The sequence below is a fragment of the Parabacteroides sp. FAFU027 genome, assembly GCF_022808675.1.
Lineage (GTDB): Bacteria > Bacteroidota > Bacteroidia > Bacteroidales > UBA7332 > CAXXIC01.
The window spans coordinates 80,759-97,605 of sequence record NZ_JAKZKV010000004.1 but is presented as its reverse complement, the minus strand read 5'-3'; the positions used below and the strand labels follow the sequence as shown (position 1 = coordinate 97,605).

Annotated in this window: 12 protein-coding genes; 5 read left to right on the top strand and 7 right to left on the bottom strand. The window is 43.5% G+C overall.

Annotated features, from left to right (window positions below; translation table 11 throughout):
• Positions 1-51 precede the first annotated feature (51 nt).
• The 7 genes from MLE17_RS07860 to MLE17_RS07830 all read right to left on the bottom strand — a co-directional run bounded on the left by MLE17_RS07860 (position 52) and on the right by MLE17_RS07830 (position 8,452).
• Positions 52-1,062, bottom strand: a complete 1,011-nt coding sequence (locus MLE17_RS07860; RefSeq protein ID WP_243348206.1) for a LacI family DNA-binding transcriptional regulator — start codon at positions 1,060-1,062, stop codon at positions 52-54.
• A 507-nt stretch (positions 1,063-1,569) separates the two neighbouring features.
• Positions 1,570-2,028 carry a DUF3592 domain-containing protein gene (locus MLE17_RS07855; RefSeq protein ID WP_243348205.1) on the bottom strand — a complete coding sequence of 153 codons (459 nt, stop codon included), beginning with the start codon at positions 2,026-2,028 and terminating at the stop codon, positions 1,570-1,572.
• 813 nt (positions 2,029-2,841) lie between these two features.
• Positions 2,842-3,315, bottom strand: a complete 474-nt coding sequence (locus MLE17_RS07850; RefSeq protein WP_243348204.1) for a hypothetical protein — start codon at positions 3,313-3,315, stop codon at positions 2,842-2,844.
• Positions 3,316-3,940: 625 nt separating this feature from the next.
• Positions 3,941-4,636, bottom strand: coding sequence for a hypothetical protein (locus MLE17_RS07845; protein WP_243348203.1), 696 nt, complete (start codon positions 4,634-4,636; stop codon positions 3,941-3,943).
• 92 nt (positions 4,637-4,728) lie between these two features.
• A complete protein-coding gene (locus MLE17_RS07840; protein ID WP_243348202.1) occupies positions 4,729-5,601 on the bottom strand; it encodes a GyrI-like domain-containing protein in 873 nt (290 codons plus the stop codon).
• Positions 5,602-6,315: 714 nt separating this feature from the next.
• Positions 6,316-6,549 (bottom strand): hypothetical protein, encoded by a 234-nt coding sequence (locus tag MLE17_RS07835; protein WP_243348201.1) that lies wholly within the window; start codon positions 6,547-6,549, stop codon positions 6,316-6,318.
• 730 nt (positions 6,550-7,279) lie between these two features.
• Complete coding sequence (locus MLE17_RS07830; RefSeq protein WP_243348200.1) at positions 7,280-8,452, bottom strand: hypothetical protein; 1,173 nt, start codon at positions 8,450-8,452, stop codon at positions 7,280-7,282.
• Positions 8,453-9,131: 679 nt separating this feature from the next.
• On the opposite strand from MLE17_RS07830, the gene MLE17_RS07825 reads away from it, so the two are divergent.
• From MLE17_RS07825 to MLE17_RS07805, 5 genes are all read left to right on the top strand, one after another.
• Entirely contained in the window at positions 9,132-11,363 is a 2,232-nt protein-coding gene (locus MLE17_RS07825) for a cation:proton antiporter (protein ID WP_243348199.1), read from the top strand.
• Between the two features lie 188 nt (positions 11,364-11,551).
• Complete coding sequence (locus MLE17_RS07820) at positions 11,552-14,797, top strand: DUF2723 domain-containing protein (RefSeq protein ID WP_243348198.1); 3,246 nt, start codon at positions 11,552-11,554, stop codon at positions 14,795-14,797.
• Positions 14,797-15,408 (top strand): polysaccharide deacetylase family protein, encoded by a 612-nt coding sequence (locus MLE17_RS07815; protein WP_243348197.1) that lies wholly within the window; start codon positions 14,797-14,799, stop codon positions 15,406-15,408. The genes MLE17_RS07820 and MLE17_RS07815 overlap by 1 nt, the downstream gene beginning before the upstream one ends.
• 61 nt (positions 15,409-15,469) lie before the next feature.
• On the top strand, positions 15,470-15,964 hold the full coding sequence (locus MLE17_RS07810; RefSeq protein ID WP_243348196.1) for a pyridoxamine 5'-phosphate oxidase family protein: 495 nt from the start codon (positions 15,470-15,472) through the stop codon (positions 15,962-15,964).
• 18 nt (positions 15,965-15,982) lie between these two features.
• A complete protein-coding gene (locus MLE17_RS07805; RefSeq protein ID WP_243348195.1) occupies positions 15,983-16,594 on the top strand; it encodes a phosphatase PAP2 family protein in 612 nt (203 codons plus the stop codon).
• Positions 16,595-16,847 lie beyond the last annotated feature (253 nt).

Below are 16,847 nucleotides of genomic sequence, written 5' to 3'. Positions count from 1 at the left end.
CAAAGATAACTCAAAAAAATGATTCTGCCCAAAGGGAACGGAATGAGCCGGTTAGCGAAGGGAAGAGTCGCGCACCTCGAGGGAACAATCCACTGTCACCTGATGCACCGATTTATCCCCGCGGAGTCGGGCAAACAGCAGTTCGCAGGCCCGGCATCCCATCTCGAAGGTGGGGTGTGAAATAGCCGTCAGCGACGGTTCGATAAAGGTAGAGTGAAACTCATCGGAGAAGCCCCCGATCACGATATCCTGCGGGATGCGAAGCCCCCGGCGCTTAATCTCCCGGATGGCGGCAAAGGAGAGCATATCGTTCATGCAGAAAAAGGCATCGGGCGGCTGGGGCAGGTCAAGCAAACGGTTCACCCACTCCACTCCCGCCTCAAAGGACATCTTATCTTCGAGGATCAGTTGCTTATCTACCGGCAGTCTGTTTTTGGCCAATGCACCGAGGTAACCGTTCTTGCGCTCACGGCTGATGCTGAGGTGAGCCGGTCCGCCCAGGTAGGCAATGCGCTGACTGTTGTGTTGGATAAAATGGTCGGTAAGGGTGTAGGCCGACTGTCGGTTGTTAGCCGTTACTGTTGAAAACTTCTCCGGCAGGCAAACGCGGTCAAAGAAAACCACAGGTGTATCATAATCAGCCGGTTTCAGGAAGTGGTCAAAGGTAATGGTCTCCTGCGACAGGCAGGCAATGATTCCTTCAACACGGGTTTTCAACAAGTTTTCAACAACCTCCCGTTCTTTTTCAACACTCTCGTGCGATGTTGATATCAGGATGTAATATCCATTCTCTCTCGCCACATGTTCTATCCCGCTGATGATGGAGGAATAGAAATGGGTAACGATATCCGGCACAATCACCCCCAGTATTTTGGTATTGGAGCGCAGCAATCCCATCGCGAATGGATTGGGCGAGTAATTCCATGCCTCCGCCAACGCCTTAACCCGCTGCACCACGGCTTCGCTGATCTCGGGATGCCCGTTGAGCGCCCGCGATACCGTAGAGATGGAGAGGCCCAGCTCTTTAGCGATGTCTTTCAGCGAAATACGTTTGTGGGTCATGGGGTTGATTTGATAGGAACAAAGATAAGGAAAGATGGAGAAACGACAAATAAGGGTCAAAGCTATACAAAGAAAGACTAACGATAACTTTGCGCTGAATTTGATATAACCCACAGTCAATCGGGTGATGCGGTTTGTAACCGCATTATTATTTTCGTTATGACGAGTGAATCAGCGGTTAAAAACCGCTGCACCCATTAAGCGAAAACGTTACACAGTAGATTATCAATTCCATCAACAAACCTCAATAATCGCACTCAACCATTCGACAACAGGCTCCTTACATTCTCGTTGAAAAAACAAAACCGCCAAACTTTCCCTTATTAAACAAAACGCCTGATTTCCAGAACAGCTACACTAAAATACACATTCCTCTCCGATTGTCTCTGCGTCACCATCATGCATTATGAAACAAGCAGTTCCAGACATTCAATTTATTGAAACTGTTTTCATATTCTTGTCAATACTAATGTTGCAAGCCGGACAGCTTGCTTTTAGCAATGAATATCATATAAGGCCCAATAAAAGAGACGCTCCTATTAACGCAAAACATATACCAAATAATAACGCAAAAAAAACCTCAAAATGGAGACCTTTCTTTAAGACAGAACAATATGGGTTTTGAGGATTATAAAAAACATCCACTTTCTTATCAATAGTAAATTCATTTAATAATGAATTTGCAATAAAAGGGAACCCCAATGAGATCTTATCTCCATAATAAATTCTTCGTGAAATATACTCTACTTCATTAATGATATAGGTATATCGAATAGATGCATTATAACCATCAATTGCTCCGAAAGAAGAAGATGATGTAGTTGTCTCTATCTGAGAAAAAACAATTTTCCCTTCAGTTAAACTCCAATTATATGTTATTACCGATTTATAAATAAGTATTGCCGAATAAATAGCTAGCAATACCCCAACAGTTAAAATCACAATAAAAACAATACTCCAAGACATATCAATATTTGTTAGTTAATCCTTCAACCAATAACCCCTCACCCCGTAGCATATATACACTGTAGGAATTAACGAAACCGTCGGTGGGATATATTAGCGGTTCGTTGTTTTTTGTGTCTCGTCAATTATTTGTCTGAATATAAAATTATCTTTCACTAAAACAGTGTCATGAATTATTTCGTTGGTCTTTACATTCTTGTATTCTCTTATAATCAATTTACTTCCGCTATCATAAGTCTTCAATATTGAAACATCAACAGGTTCGGTGGTTGTGTCGAAAGGATATATTTCAGCACAAGAATTTACAAAGAAAAACGAGAACAAGACTACACCTAAAGGTATTGTTAAAATCTTTCGCACGTTGAAAAGCAGTGGAATACTGAGGATAAATATCGAAAATGCAAAGTCGTCGACAATCCTATTTGTAATTGTCAAAGTACCATTAATAAAGGTTAGATCAGGGAAGAAATGATCAATCATTATCTCTTTCAATAAGATAATTCCAGAAATAATTGTAAGTGATAATATCAACCTCGTTTTCTTTCGCATGTTGTTGTTTTTTATAATGCCCCCGTCGAATATTCATACCGCAGGAATTAGTGAAACCGTCAGTGGGATTGCAAACCCATCTCTTTAATACTAATAGGATGCAATCCGACAACAAACTATCCCGCCATAAAATTAAGAATTTCAGCAATGCGACGAATGTTCTTTCGGATTTTAAATCATTATAGTACAGGAAAGACGGAATGCAATCCTGCCGTTGCCATACATCACTTTTCTACGGTTTTATATCTAATGCTACGGAGGTAGCTATTTATAAATATATTCTAATAACGTCCTGGTGGAAGTATAGTAAGCTTCTTTTAATTCACCTGTCTTTGTATATCTCTCAACCTTCGTTTTTACAGTCCGAGATATGTAGCACTTTATCATATCCCCATTATCATCATATCCTATATACTGACCTTCAATGATGCCTTTATTGTAATTAATTGCAAAAAGCAACTGATTAGAATCCGAATAAATATTCCATACCCCATTTCTGTACCCATCTTTATAAACCCCACTGAATTTATAAACATCTAGCCGTTTTGAGCTATAATTATATTCATAATTTGATTCTCCATCATCCAAATCACTAATCGAAAGGCCTTCCTTACTAGGATGCGCTTCGAACTCAGTCCATTTACCTTGTTTTAAGCCTAAACTATCTATTTGATTTTCTATAGAAAAAACACACATGGAATGAAATAATAGAAATGATAAAAATATAAGAGCTTTCATAGTGGTTATAATTTTTCACAAGGGGATAGAACGTTAATTTGATGTGATTGACTCAGTCGCTCAGGATTCACTACCCAAAGCAACTGCACCGTCGGCGGAATTGGCAATCTCGCCTATTAAAATCTATCAGAATATATAATCCGACAACAAACTATTCCGCTATAAAAATAAGCATTTTCACAATGCTTTAAATATCAATTCTTTTTGTTTTTCGGATTTCAAATTCTGATAATGAAGGAAAAGGGAAAAATAATCACATCTTAACCACACATCACTTCCCCCGCCCCTCCGGATATACCGTATAAAGTAGCGGAACCGTCGGTGGGATTTGCAATCCCACCTTTTAAATACTACTAGGATTTAAAATCCGACAACAAACTATTCCGCTATAAAATTAAGCATTTTAGCAATTCCTCTAATGTTCTGCCTATTTGTTTTCGCATTACAAATGCTCATAGTATGAAGAAAGTGGGATTGCAAATCCCACCAACGGAACATCACCTTTCTACGGTTTTATGTCCGGTGCGATGAGGCTTAATCCATTTCACACCAAACCCGACTCCCCTCCCCGGCAATCACCGGAGAAGAGGTCGGGTTTCAAACAGTATGAGCGAACACCAAAGAACTACATAATCAAACTCATCTGCATACTGCTCCAGGGGCCGGCTAATTCGGGATGCTTGGTGTTGTACCAGCGGAAGTAGATGTAGAGGTACTTCGCCGAACTTCCCGCACCGAGCTGAAGAGTAAAGCAAGCCTTGGTAGAGATGTCCTTTGAGAGACCCGCCATTTCGGCAGAAGTCGGAGGAGTATCGCCTACCACATAGACAAACTGTACACAATCCGCACCTTCGAGGATCGAAGCCCGCTCGCTTGTGGTGCTGCGGCATTTGATGTAGAAAGATCCACCACCCAACGCCTGCAAAGCTGCAAGAACCGGAGTGGTTGCAACAGAGCGGGTTGTTTTCTGCAATGCACCTTTCTTAATGTTGAAAGTAGATAAATCAACAATAGTCACATTAGGTGAAGCGGCAATACGGTCCAGGATATGGTAGGTCTGATCAAAAGTAATACAGCGGTCAATGATATCATACAATCTGTTAGTCACCGCTGTCGTGCGTCCATTCAATTTGTCACAATACAAAGTGTAAAGTGGGATCCATTCAACAGAAAAGCTCGTCCACTGGGCAACTTCTTTGGGAAGTACCCCGAGACGTTCGGCGTTCGTCTCTGGTGTTCCGGCTGTCAAGTAAGTCGCCGTAGTTCCGATGTAGGGACTAAAAGCATCTATCCCCCGCGGAATTCTGGAAGCATCTGACATAGCTTTCAAAATTTAGTTGTTAATACTACGATTCAATTCTCTGAGATATATACTATAATCGATTATTAGTTTTCCATTTCCATGCTCTCCGGTTATTCCCGCACCCTCTTCTGATTCTGAGGTTTTACGGGCAGACAGAGGCAGGCTTTCAACACTTCGGACACCTCTCCATCAAGATGATCGAAAACTTCGAGGCGAGGGGCATCGTCCAGTTGATAATCATTCTCCACCAGCCATTTCCCATAAATATAATTCCAGGCCAACGGAAACTGATATTTATTCCCCTCAAACCGGAATACGGCATAGCATCCACCTTTCACCGTTTTGAAGTTACAGGGATAATCAGCTAACCGCCCCTGCGGCTTATCAATCACCAGACAGGTATCATAGATACACTTTCCGGCAGGAGTACGGTCCGGATCATTACAAGGAAGTCCAACCGCCTGACTTACCTTGAAGTTTTCCCGAAAGGCCAGGTCAAACAGGTCCATAAAACTGGCAATAATAGCATCGGGCTGATATCCTTTTGTGACTTTCAGATATGCGACATACCGATCGGGATACACTTCTATTCCTTTAAAGGCTACCGGAAACTTCTCCTCCCCTGACAATGCACCTCTGACCGACAACCCGGAATCTACCCGAACCTCAGAGGGGGACATCCCGAAGAAAAGACGAAAGTCTCTTGAAAAATTAGAACAGGAACTATATCCCAACTCCATGGAAACATCCTCTATATTTACCGAACGATCCATCAGAATTCTCCGATAGGCGCGTTCCATCTTCAGACGCTTTACAAATCTCAAAATCGTTTCTCCCGTTTCCAATTTAAACAGACGAAACAGATAATACTTTGAGAACATGGCCACATCAGCAAAATGATCAAGGCTCATCTTTCTATCCAGGTGAGACTCTATGTAATCAATCATCTGGCTTATGCGTTTTCTTGCAACTTCGTTTATCATCTACAACAGCTTTGTATCACAAAATTACAATTCGCAACAAAACAATAATTATCAAATCTTGCTATTTTAATTGCAACACTAAATATTTTTACCAACAATCTTAATCAATCCATTCCTGATCGTCTCATGATAATACAATATGAATATCCGTATAATCATCTATTAATCGAATCGGAGTCTTATATTACAGTGCGCTGCACCTTTGTTTTCCGGGGATTCAATTTTTCTCCAAATATCACGGGACTTTGTCCCTTTATATGCTGACAATTGGTGCAGAGCACCATAATATCTGTAGAATATGGATAATCCCACTCAACATTAGGTGCAGCGCACCGCAATATGAGTTTCGTTAAACGGCTTAGGTGCATATCGGGATATTCATTAATACAATATCAAATCAACTGTCAGCTTATGCAAACAATACAAAACATCATAATCCGCTAAAAATACCTGATTGTTATCCGAACCATCAAAAAGAACTTAAACCGCTCACATTATAGCATTTATAAAAACAAAACAAGAATATAACCCACTAAAGAACGGCACTAATCACGAATCCAGCACCTCTAACCCAACACAATCGTCAGCAAAATCAGATTACATCAACAGACTAAAAAGAATCTGTTCTTACACTGAAAATAAGAAACAGACTGCCAAAACATTTAGCACTAATTTTTCTGATTAGCGAAACTTATATACACATTTAGCACATACTTATTCGCGTACGGTGCGAACTTTTCCGGCAACAGTGCACACTTTTCCCACAACAGTGTACACTTTTTCCACAATAGTGTACACTTTTATTCCTCCGGTGCACACTTTTCCGGTAACAGTGGACACTTTTTCCGCTACAGTGGACACCGGAGCCGGAAAAGTTCGCACCGGAGTTTCTACAGTGTACACTATTTTCTCTCCGGTGTGCACTGATGTGGAAAAAGTTTGAACCATTTCGGGAGAAAAATGGAAATTAGGATAGGTTTTTAGATAATCCTGATCTTTTAGATCAATTGCCTTCAGCTTTAGCTGGAGGATTGTTGATTTGATTTAGAATATTGGCTTTAGCCAAATTCCTGTAGTATGATTTATCTGCTTATATTGTTGTTATTTGTTCGGCTAAAGCCGATATACTCTCACTTTTGTCCTCCAGCTAAAGCTGGAGGCAATTGAAAAGAAGGCAATAGGAAAGGAATTGACTTAAAGAGATCTACATATTGCCAATGAATTATTATGGGTAACCTAAACATCTATACAGGTGTGCACTGATGCGGAAAAAGTTTGAACCAATTCGGGGGAAAAGGGGAAATTAGGATAGACTTTTAGATAATCCTGATCTTTTAGATCAATTGCCTCCAGCTTTAGCTGGAGGATTGTTGATTTGGTTTAGAATATTGGCTTTAGCCGAATTCTTGTAGTATGATTTACCTGCTTATATTGTTGTTATTTGTTCGGCTAAAGCCGATATACTCTCACTTTTGTCCTCCAGCTAAAGCTGGAGGCAATTGAGCAGGAGACTCCACAGCCATTAGATACAATCATTTATCAACAAATAGGGGCAGGTAACATTTCAATACAGGGTTATGTCCTATCTCTGTTTTTCTATACAATAATGGTGGCGGAAAGAAATTAAAAAGCAAAATGAGACGCAACAAAAAAGGAGAACTTCTGCCCTCCCTTCCATTCAAAAATTAAAGTCTTCCGGCTCGCCTTTGAGTTTGCGCCCTGTGAGAATTCCTTTTCTACAAAAATCTACAAGCCAATCGGCTTCATATTTTTCTTGTAGCGATTCGGCACTTTCGCCTCTTGAAATGCCCAGCTCTTTTAGTGTAACATAGTTATCACACACAAAGTCAAGTATTTCAACCACCCGGGCATTGAGATATCTATTCAAACCTTCAAGTATAGACTCATGCCAGGGTAGATGCCCGGGAAGATAAACCGGACGATCAGCCAGAGCGAGTATATCAACGGCCTCATTTAGCCTCCATTGATCAAATCCCCTTTGACCCTCTTTGACATAATAACCGTAATATCTGAATAACTCAATAAAATGGCGATCTGTTTCTATATATAGGGCAAAAGCAAGAACCTCTTTTTCAAATGCATACAAGCGTTCCCTTGGATCATCCGATACCTTCTGAGCTATTATATCAGCACTCTTCGCCCTGCGATCTTCCCGATAAAGCTGAAAGTAGTATTCCTCCTTCTGCCCCCGGATATCCGAAAGATAAAATAACCCAATTGTGCCCAAATGAAGGTCATACCATTCATACCAATCCGGCATATAGGAACGATCTCCCTCTTCGTCCTTCTCCATGACAGTATCGTAATCTTGCCAGTCTAATAAACGAAAAGCAGTTAAACTATTATCCTGTTCCGGACTGAGCAAGAACCTTTTCATGATCTCTATTTCTCTTTTTTCAATCGGGGGAATAAAAGGGCATGATCTGATATGAGAACCCCAAAACTGAAAGTCATAAGACATATTGATCTCTTTGATCCTGATTTGCTCAGCCCGCCATTTTAATTGCAGGTTAAAGAGCTTTTTCTGGAGAATAAAATCCAATGCCTTCTCGGCGAGCTGCTGAATGTAGAGATCATGATCTTCCCTCCGCTGAAAAACATGAACATACATGCTTTGATACTTAATGAGCTGCATGCGTTGGCTGGCATACTGTTTGATAAAGGAGGGAATAGAATCGGGGTGGTACTTCTCAAAATATTTGCGGGCTTTGTCTGAGCCTTCCAGCTCACGACAAAATTCTTTCTCCAGATTTTCAAAGAATTCCTTTTGTTCATTTTCATCCTGAGGCAACGCTGACTCATGATACTCGAAGTTTTCAAATGACATCATGGTGGTAATATTTATAGTGTTTAAACCGATTACAGACCAATTGAAGAGGGAAAGAAAGCAGCTTAGTCTTTTCGGATTGCCAAATTTAATTTATTTCACAAAAACAACCATGCAATTGAACTTATAATTTGTTTAGAAACTCTCCGGGAAGCTATGAGACTCTTCCTTTTTCCTGAGAAAGAATCAAGCCGGGGCTTATATAGTCAAACTGTTTCGAATTGCGAGAAACTTGTTTGACTATACTTTGAGACGAAGAGGCTTTGAGGCAAATTTGAAGTTACTTGCAATTCTCCAGCTGATTCGATGAAAAAGCAACGAGTAAACGTTCATTCATAGCAGTCCATTATGGGTGTAGCGGTTTTTAACCGCTGATTCTTTCACAATATTATCGCGGTTAAAAACCGCGACACCCGTAAGCTTATCACTCACTTCAGACAAATCCGTAGAAAAACATTTTCATATAGATTATCGCAATCCATGGAAGCTTTACTATATCTACACCAGGGATAGCCTTATGAATTTAGGGCAAATAACATTCAATTAAGAAACCCTTCTTACTCCGTTAGAAATACCAAAAACTGATCTTTATCTGCCAATGAATCGTTAACAGGAGACCGCAAAGACATTCCGGCAATTTACTTTTTTGGTATCTTTGGGAAATAACCAACAGCAGACCATTATGCATTTAGCTCCCCTCATATCCGACCTGGCGCTGATTATGATACTCGGCGGGTCGATCACCTTACTGTTTAAGTGGCTCAAACAACCCGTTGTGCTGGGCTATATCGTGGCCGGCTTCCTGGCTTCGGCCAAATTTCCCTTCCTGCCATCGGTGCAGGATGTGGGGAGTATCCATCTGTGGGCCGAAATCGGGATTATCTTCCTGCTATTTGCGCTTGGGTTGGAGTTTAGCTTCAAAAAGCTGATCCATACGGGCGGGCCTGCTATCATCACGGCGGTATTGATCATGTCGGGCATGATGTTGTCGGGATTTGCCACCGGCAAGTTACTTGGCTGGGAGAAGATGGACAGCATATTCCTCGGCGCGATGCTCTCGATGTCATCCACCACCATTATCATCAAGGCTTTTGACGACCTGGGACTGAAGAGCCAGAAGTTTACCACCACGGTGTTTGGAGTGTTGGTGGTAGAGGATCTCTTTGCCATCCTGATGATGGTAATCCTCTCTTCCATTGCCGTAACGCAACAGGTGGAGGGCATCCATATCTCGGAAAGCATCTTCAAGCTGGTCTTTTTCCTCTTACTCTGGTTCTTTACCGGTATTTACCTGATTCCGCTATTTCTGCGAAAGGTGAAACGGTTCCTCAATGCGGAGACGCTGCTCGTTGTGGCAGTCGGACTTTGCCTGGGAATGGTGGTCATTGCCAATTCGGTGGGATTTTCGTCGGCACTGGGCGCCTTTATCATGGGGTCAATTCTGGCCGAAACCCTTGAAGCGGAGAGTATCGAGAAGATTATCAAACCGGTGAAAGACCTGTTTGGCGCCATCTTCTTTGTATCGGTGGGTATGCTGGTGGATCCGCCGGTTTTGGTCGAATATGCATTTCCTATTTTAATACTGACCACGGTTGTTGTCTTCGGGCAGATCTTTTTCGGGGCAACGGGTATCCTGTTGTCCGGACAACCATTGAAAATCGCCATCCAGTCGGGATTCAGCCTGGCCCAGATCGGTGAATTTGCCTTTATCATAGCCACATTGGGAATAAGCCTGAAGGTGACTGCACCGTTTCTCTATCCTGTAGCCGTGGCGGTATCGGTGATCACTACCTTTACCACCCCGTTTATCATGCGGATGTCGGGGCCGGTCTATCTGTGGCTGCTTAAGGTCCTTCCAGCCCGGTGGGTGGAGTTCCTCGAACGTTATTCGGGAGGATCAAACACCGTCAACCGCCAGTCGGAGTGGAAAGAGATGCTCAATGCCGTCACCTGGCACGTACTGATCCATGCTATCCTGTTGAGCGGAATCGTCTGGGGCTCGTTTAAATTCCTCACCCCGTTTCTGATTGGCAAATGGGGCGACGGGATCGGAAGTCTGGTCGCCAGCGCTTCTACCCTGGCCGTTATGGCTCCGCTGCTTTGGTCTTTATCATTCAAAAGGGTCAAACGAAACCTGTTCCGCTCCATGTGGGTGGACTCCCGCTACAACCACGGCCCGTTGATGTCAATCGCGGTACTGCGTTTCCTCATCTCACTGGTCTTTGTGATGACCGTGCTGGTGCATTTTTACTCCTTCCGGTTAGGGACAATCGTAGGTTTCGCGGTGTTGTGTATGCTGGTCATCCTTTTTTCCAAACAGATCCGAAGAACGGTGATCCATTTGGAGAAAACGATGATACGCCACCTCAATGAACGGGAAAATGCACAGCGCCCACGCATTGACAACCTCATCCATGACATCCACCTGGCGGAATTTGAGGTATCGCCGGACAGCGAGTTGATCGGACGCTACCTCTACAAGGCGGATTTCCGCAATAATTACGGAGTGAGCATCGTTAGCATTCACCGGGGAAGCAAACACATTCACATTCCGGGAGCACGGGATCAACTGATGCCATACGACCGCGTATCGGTGGTGGGAAATGACGAACAAATCAGGAGTTTTGGCAAGCTGGTGGAACTTCGCCAGACGGTAGAATTTTCAAATGAAGAGTCGGTCGGTGTGGAAATGAAAAACCTGACCATCGAGGAGAATTCCTTCTTCATCGGGAAGACTATCCGGGAGACAAACTTTCATCAGTCTCAGACCCTGGTTATCAGTATCCAGCGAAAAGACGGCGAAGTGGTGCAACCGGCCGCCGATATGCTGTTTCAATCCGGCGATTTGGTGACATTAGTCGGTCCGAAAGACAAATTACAGAGCATAACACAGGGTTTCTGCGCTATTTCATAACAAAAAATCATCGCAGTATTCCAGCCGGCTGCCATAACCGCTTGTTATTGAATAAACTTTTTTATCTTTGCGCTGCTTTTTATGAGTATAAATCCCTTTAGTCGCGAGCCGGCAACCTTGCCATTTCAGGTGTAAGGTGAAAGCTTCAGGCTATTATTCATTGACTCACGACAAATGACTTTATAACAATGAAAAATTACAAGTTAGTAAACAATTTAGTCGGTTGGTTGGTATTTGCCATCTCGGCAGTGGTTTATCTGATGACCATTGAGCCAACAGCCAGTTTCTGGGATTGCCCGGAGTTCATTTCATCCGCTTTTAAGCTGGAAGTAGGTCACCCGCCGGGCGCGCCGTTCCACATGCTTACCAACCGCTTCTTTGCCAACTTCGCTTCTGATCCTGCGCATGTCGCCAAAATGGTAAACAGCGTATCGGCTATCCTGAGTGCGCTATGTATCCTCTTCCTCTTCTGGACGATCACGCATTTGGCTAAACGACTTGTAGTTAAAAACGATAAAATGACCACCGGCCAACTGATCGCTATCATGGGTAGTGGTGTGGTTGGTGCATTGGCTTACACTTTTTCCGATACCTTCTGGTTTTCTGCCGTGGAAGGTGAGGTTTACGCCTACTCCTCTTTCTTTACCGCGATTGTATTCTGGCTCATCCTCAAATGGGAGTCGGTTGCCGACAAATCGCATGCCACCCGCTTCATTGTACTGATCTCTTATATGATGGGACTCTCTATCGGAGTCCACTTGCTGAACCTGCTTTGTATTCCGGCTCTCGTTCTTGTGTTCTACTACAAGAAAAATCCGGACGCCGACCTGAAAGGTTCACTGAAAGCATTGGCGCTTTCGCTTGTCCTGCTCGTTTTGGTAATGTACGGAATGATTCCGGGACTGGTAAAAGTAGCCGGATGGTTTGAGTTGATGTTTGTCAACGGCTTTGGTATGCCGTTTAACAGTGGTATGATCTTCTATGTGGTAATCCTGATTGCGGCTATCATCTGGGCGCTTCTGGAGACCACTAAAGGAAATCACAAAGTGCGTATCATTGCTTCATTTGTTGCCGTAACAGCATTGATCGGACTTCCGTTCCTGACCGGTGGCGCATTGGGTGTTATTTTAGGCCTGGCTATCCTCGGTGGATTAGGATATTACCTTTACAAACAAAAAGAGATCAATCTGGTATTGTTGAATACAGCCCTGCTTTGTATGATGTCTATCGTAATCGGTTATTCCACTTACGCATTGATTATTATCCGGTCGGCTGCTAACACACCAATGGACCAGAACTCTCCGGAAGACGTATTCTCTCTGGGACGTTACCTGGGCCGTGAGCAATACGGTGACCGTCCTTTATTCTATGGTGAAACTTTCGCTTCGGAAGTTGCCCGCGACAACCAGGGACAAGCCGTTGTAAATCGTGGCGCTCCCAACTGGACCCGCAAAGTCAAAAAAGATGCTTCTGAAAAAGATCAATACGTAATCAGCAGCTACAAGGAGGATTACGACTACTACTCCGAAACCAAGATGCTGTTCCCACGTATGTACAGCAAACAGCCTAACCATATCCAGGCATACAAAGAATGGACTAACTTCCAGGGAACTCCCGTTACTTTCAACCGTATGGGTGAAAATGTAACCGTACAGATGCCAACGTTGGTAGAAAACATCAAATTCTTTGTCTCTTACCAGTTGAATTTCATGTACTGGCGCTATTTCATGTGGAACTTCTCAGGTCGTCAGAATGATATCCAGGGTAACGGAGAGGTACAAGACGGAAACTGGATTTCAGGATTCAACTTCATAGACAAATTCCTGGTGGGCGACCAGTCAAATCTGCCACCGGATTATGCCAACAATAAAGGCCACAACGTGTACTTTATGTTGCCGTTGTTGCTCGGTATCATCGGTCTGTTGTTCCAGGCATATTCTGGTAAAAAAGGCATCCAGGATTTCTGGGTTACCTTCTTCCTCTTCTTCATGACCGGTATCGCGATTGTGATTTACCTGAACCAGTATCCTTACCAGCCACGTGAGCGTGACTATGCTTATGCTGGTTCCTTCTATGCCTTTGCCATCTGGATAGGCCTCGGTGTAGCCGGTATTGCACAAGGACTGAAGAAATATACCAATGAAACAGTAGGCGCCGTTATCGCAACAGTAGCCTGTCTTTTCATCCCTTACCAGATGGGTGCCCAAAACTGGGACGACCATGACCGTTCAGGCCGTTACGTTTGTCGTGACTTCGGATACAACTACCTTGTTTCTTGTCCGAAAGATGCGATACTCTTCACTAACGGGGATAACGATACCTTCCCACTCTGGTACAACCAGGAAGTAGAAGGCGTGCGTACCGACGTTCGCGTATGTAACCTCAGCTATTTGCAGACAGACTGGTACATTGATCAAATGCGCCGTCCAGCATACGATTCTCCGTCGCTTCCGATTTCGTTCAAGCCTTACCAGTACGTACAGGGAACACGCGATATCGTATATGTGACCAATATGCTCAACCAGCCAATGGATATTCGTCAGGCGATGGATGTGATTAAATCAGACGATCCTAACCTGAAAGTAAAACAGGGCGATCAGCAGTTTGAATTTATCCCGACCGAATCTCTCTTCCTGCCGGTTGATTCTGCACAGGTTATACAGTCAGGTGCTGTGGCTAAAAACCACACTACTCCGATCGTGAAGAAATTCGAAATATCTCTCAAAGGCAAACAATACATCGGTAAACATGAAATGATCATCATGGATATGTTGGCAAACAGCCAGTGGAAACGTCCGATCTGCTATGCTGTAACCGTAGGTAACGAAAACTACATGAACCTGAACAAATACTTCCGTCTGGAAGGTCTGGCTTATCAGGTAGTGCCTCAGGATTTCGGTCCTAACGGCGGCGTTGATACCGAAGTGATGTATGATAACATGATGAATAAGTTCAAATGGGGAGGCGCAGATAATCCGAAAGTTTACCTGGAAGAAAATACCCTCCGCATGTGTAAAACATTCCGCTTCATGTTTGGCCGTCTGGCTACAGCGCTGATCCAGGAAGGTAAAAACGACAAAGCTCATAAGTTGCTCGACAAATGTCAGAAAGTGCTTCCGGCTTACAATATTCCTCACGACTATTCATCATTGTCGTTGGCTGAATGTTATTACCGACTGGGAGACCGCAAAAAAGCGGAAGAACTGACAGAAGCAATTGCAGGTAACTGCATGGCAAACCTGAAATGGTTCTACTCACTGAATCATACTCAGTTGAATTCGGCTATGAGCGAAGTGGGCAACAACCTCGCTATCGTGCAGTCAGTCCTTCAATTGTACTCTACATTTAATCCAAAACTGGGTGAGAAATATATGCCTGCATTCCAGAGCTACAGCGCTGGTTGGAACGCTGCTCACCCGGCTAAACAACAGTAATGTTAATAGAACGTCCGCCATTCCTGTACCGGCTCCTCTTTCCGGGAGCCGTATGGAGAATGCCACAACATAACAAATGTGTTTATCTCACATTTGATGATGGTCCGATACCCGAGGTTACGCCTTGGGTATTGGATTTTTTAGATAAACAGGGTATTAAAGCCACCTTCTTCTGTGTGGGTGATAACGTCAGAAAATACCCGGACATTTACCGGGAGGTGCTCTCCCGGGGCCATAAGACGGGGAATCATACCTTCAACCACCTGCAGGGACTACGCACCTTGACCAAGAACTACCTCAGCAACGTAGCTAAAGCGGCCGAACTGATTGACAGCAACCTGATGCGTCCTCCGCACGGCCACATCCGCATTCCGCAATTCTTTCTGTTGCGCCGGAAATACCGGATTGTCATGTGGGACCTCGTTACCCGCGATTATAGCAAACGGCTCACCGGTGAAGAGGTATTCAACAATGTCAGGCAGTATGTCAGAAACGGTTCTATCATCGTTTTCCACGACTCCCTCAAGTCGGTTAAGAACCTTCAATACGCACTTCCCAAAGCGGTGGAATGGCTCAAAAACGAAGGCTACGAATTCCGTTTAATAGAATAACAGGTTTGCATCTTTATTGACTCAAAACGATGCAGTACGAACTATTTTAAACTTATATCAAATGAAAGCAATACACACCCAGGAACAGGACAACGCCGAAGCGATAATCGCTCAATGTAAAATCTGCCACATCGGACTGGCTGATACGGATGGAACTCCTTACGTATTACCGATGAACTTTGGTTATGCAGATGGTGTTATTTACCTGCACTCCGGACCGGAAGGCAGTCACCTCGATATATTGGGACGCAATAATAAGATTTGTATCACGTTTTCTACAGGAGACAAACTGGTTTATCAGGACGAAAATGTAGCCTGTAGCTACAGCATGCGTTCTGATAGTGTAATTTGCCGCGGAAAGGTTGAATTTGTAGAAGATCTTGAAGAGAAAACGGACGCAATGAATATCCTTATGGCAAATTATACCGACCGGAAGTTCACCTATTCCAATCCGGCCATCATGAATGTGAAGGTTTGGAAGGTCGAGGTGGAAAGTTTCAACACTAAATCATTCGGTTTGACCTACAAAGAATATCTGAAGAGGGTGAACCAGTAATCCTTCAAAAGTAAATCAATGAAACTACTTGCAGTTTTTCTTTTATTCATTTCCCTGGGAATTCATGCCCAAAACATTGATCTGGAAATATCCAAAGCACTGAATCCAAACACCGTACAGCCGGAAACAAAAACCTTCCAGTTTTTCTCAAACAGTATCACACCGGTATTGATCGCAGCTCCAGTGGCTATATTTGCCATTGGAGAGATACAGGACGATCCGGATATGGCCAAAAAGCTCACGGAATATATGGGAGCCTTTGCGATCTCCAGTGTAGTTACTGTCGGGCTGAAAAACACCATCAAAAGAGAAAGACCCTTCAACGCATATCCTGATGAAGTTTTCAAATATTCGTCAGGAGGAAGCTACTCTTTCCCATCCGGACATACTTCTTCGGCATTCTCTACGGCCACCTCATTAAGCCTGATCTATCCCAAATGGTATGTGATCGCTCCTGCATTTACCTGGGCCGGTCTGGTAGGCTATTCCCGTGTTTATCTCGGCGTACACTATCCATCCGATGTGCTGGCAGGTGCAGTCTTAGGAACCGGAAGTGCCTATCTGTCTCATTATCTCAATAAAAAACTTTGGGAAAAGAAGAAGCCGAAACTTTCGCTGGCCTATTATTGAAAAGATCTTCATTTCATCAATATTCCAGACCTAATATCTGATTCTCAATCTAAGGAAACTGGTATTAAAGAAGGTAGATCTAAGTCTATTTACTTCAAAATAAACACCGGGGAATGCAAATGCGTTCCCCGGTGTTATTTTACCTCCTTCCCTGCCCGCACAAATAGTTCCGACAATTGTGAAACTGCATCTCCTGACCGGGAAACTGCATCTCCTGATCAAGAAACTTGATCCACCTGCATAAAAAAACACC

Bases quoted from the DNA above. Each gene is read 5' to 3' on its own strand.
- MLE17_RS07820 (WP_243348198.1), top strand. From the start codon at position 11,552: ATGAAAAATTACAAGTTAGTAAACAATTTAGTCGGTTGGTTGGTATTT.
- MLE17_RS07855 (WP_243348205.1), bottom strand. From the start codon at position 2,028: ATGTCTTGGAGTATTGTTTTTATTGTGATTTTAACTGTTGGGGTATTG.
- MLE17_RS07825 (WP_243348199.1), top strand. From the start codon at position 9,132: ATGCATTTAGCTCCCCTCATATCCGACCTGGCGCTGATTATGATACTC.
- MLE17_RS07835 (WP_243348201.1), bottom strand. From the start codon at position 6,549: ATGGTTCAAACTTTTTCCACATCAGTGCACACCGGAGAGAAAATAGTG.
- MLE17_RS07805 (WP_243348195.1), top strand. From the start codon at position 15,983: ATGAAACTACTTGCAGTTTTTCTTTTATTCATTTCCCTGGGAATTCAT.
- MLE17_RS07845 (WP_243348203.1), bottom strand. From the start codon at position 4,636: ATGTCAGATGCTTCCAGAATTCCGCGGGGGATAGATGCTTTTAGTCCC.
- MLE17_RS07830 (WP_243348200.1), bottom strand. From the start codon at position 8,452: ATGATGTCATTTGAAAACTTCGAGTATCATGAGTCAGCGTTGCCTCAG.
- MLE17_RS07850 (WP_243348204.1), bottom strand. From the start codon at position 3,315: ATGAAAGCTCTTATATTTTTATCATTTCTATTATTTCATTCCATGTGT.
- MLE17_RS07815 (WP_243348197.1), top strand. From the start codon at position 14,797: ATGTTAATAGAACGTCCGCCATTCCTGTACCGGCTCCTCTTTCCGGGA.
- MLE17_RS07860 (WP_243348206.1), bottom strand. From the start codon at position 1,062: ATGACCCACAAACGTATTTCGCTGAAAGACATCGCTAAAGAGCTGGGC.
- MLE17_RS07840 (WP_243348202.1), bottom strand. From the start codon at position 5,601: ATGATAAACGAAGTTGCAAGAAAACGCATAAGCCAGATGATTGATTAC.
- MLE17_RS07810 (WP_243348196.1), top strand. From the start codon at position 15,470: ATGAAAGCAATACACACCCAGGAACAGGACAACGCCGAAGCGATAATC.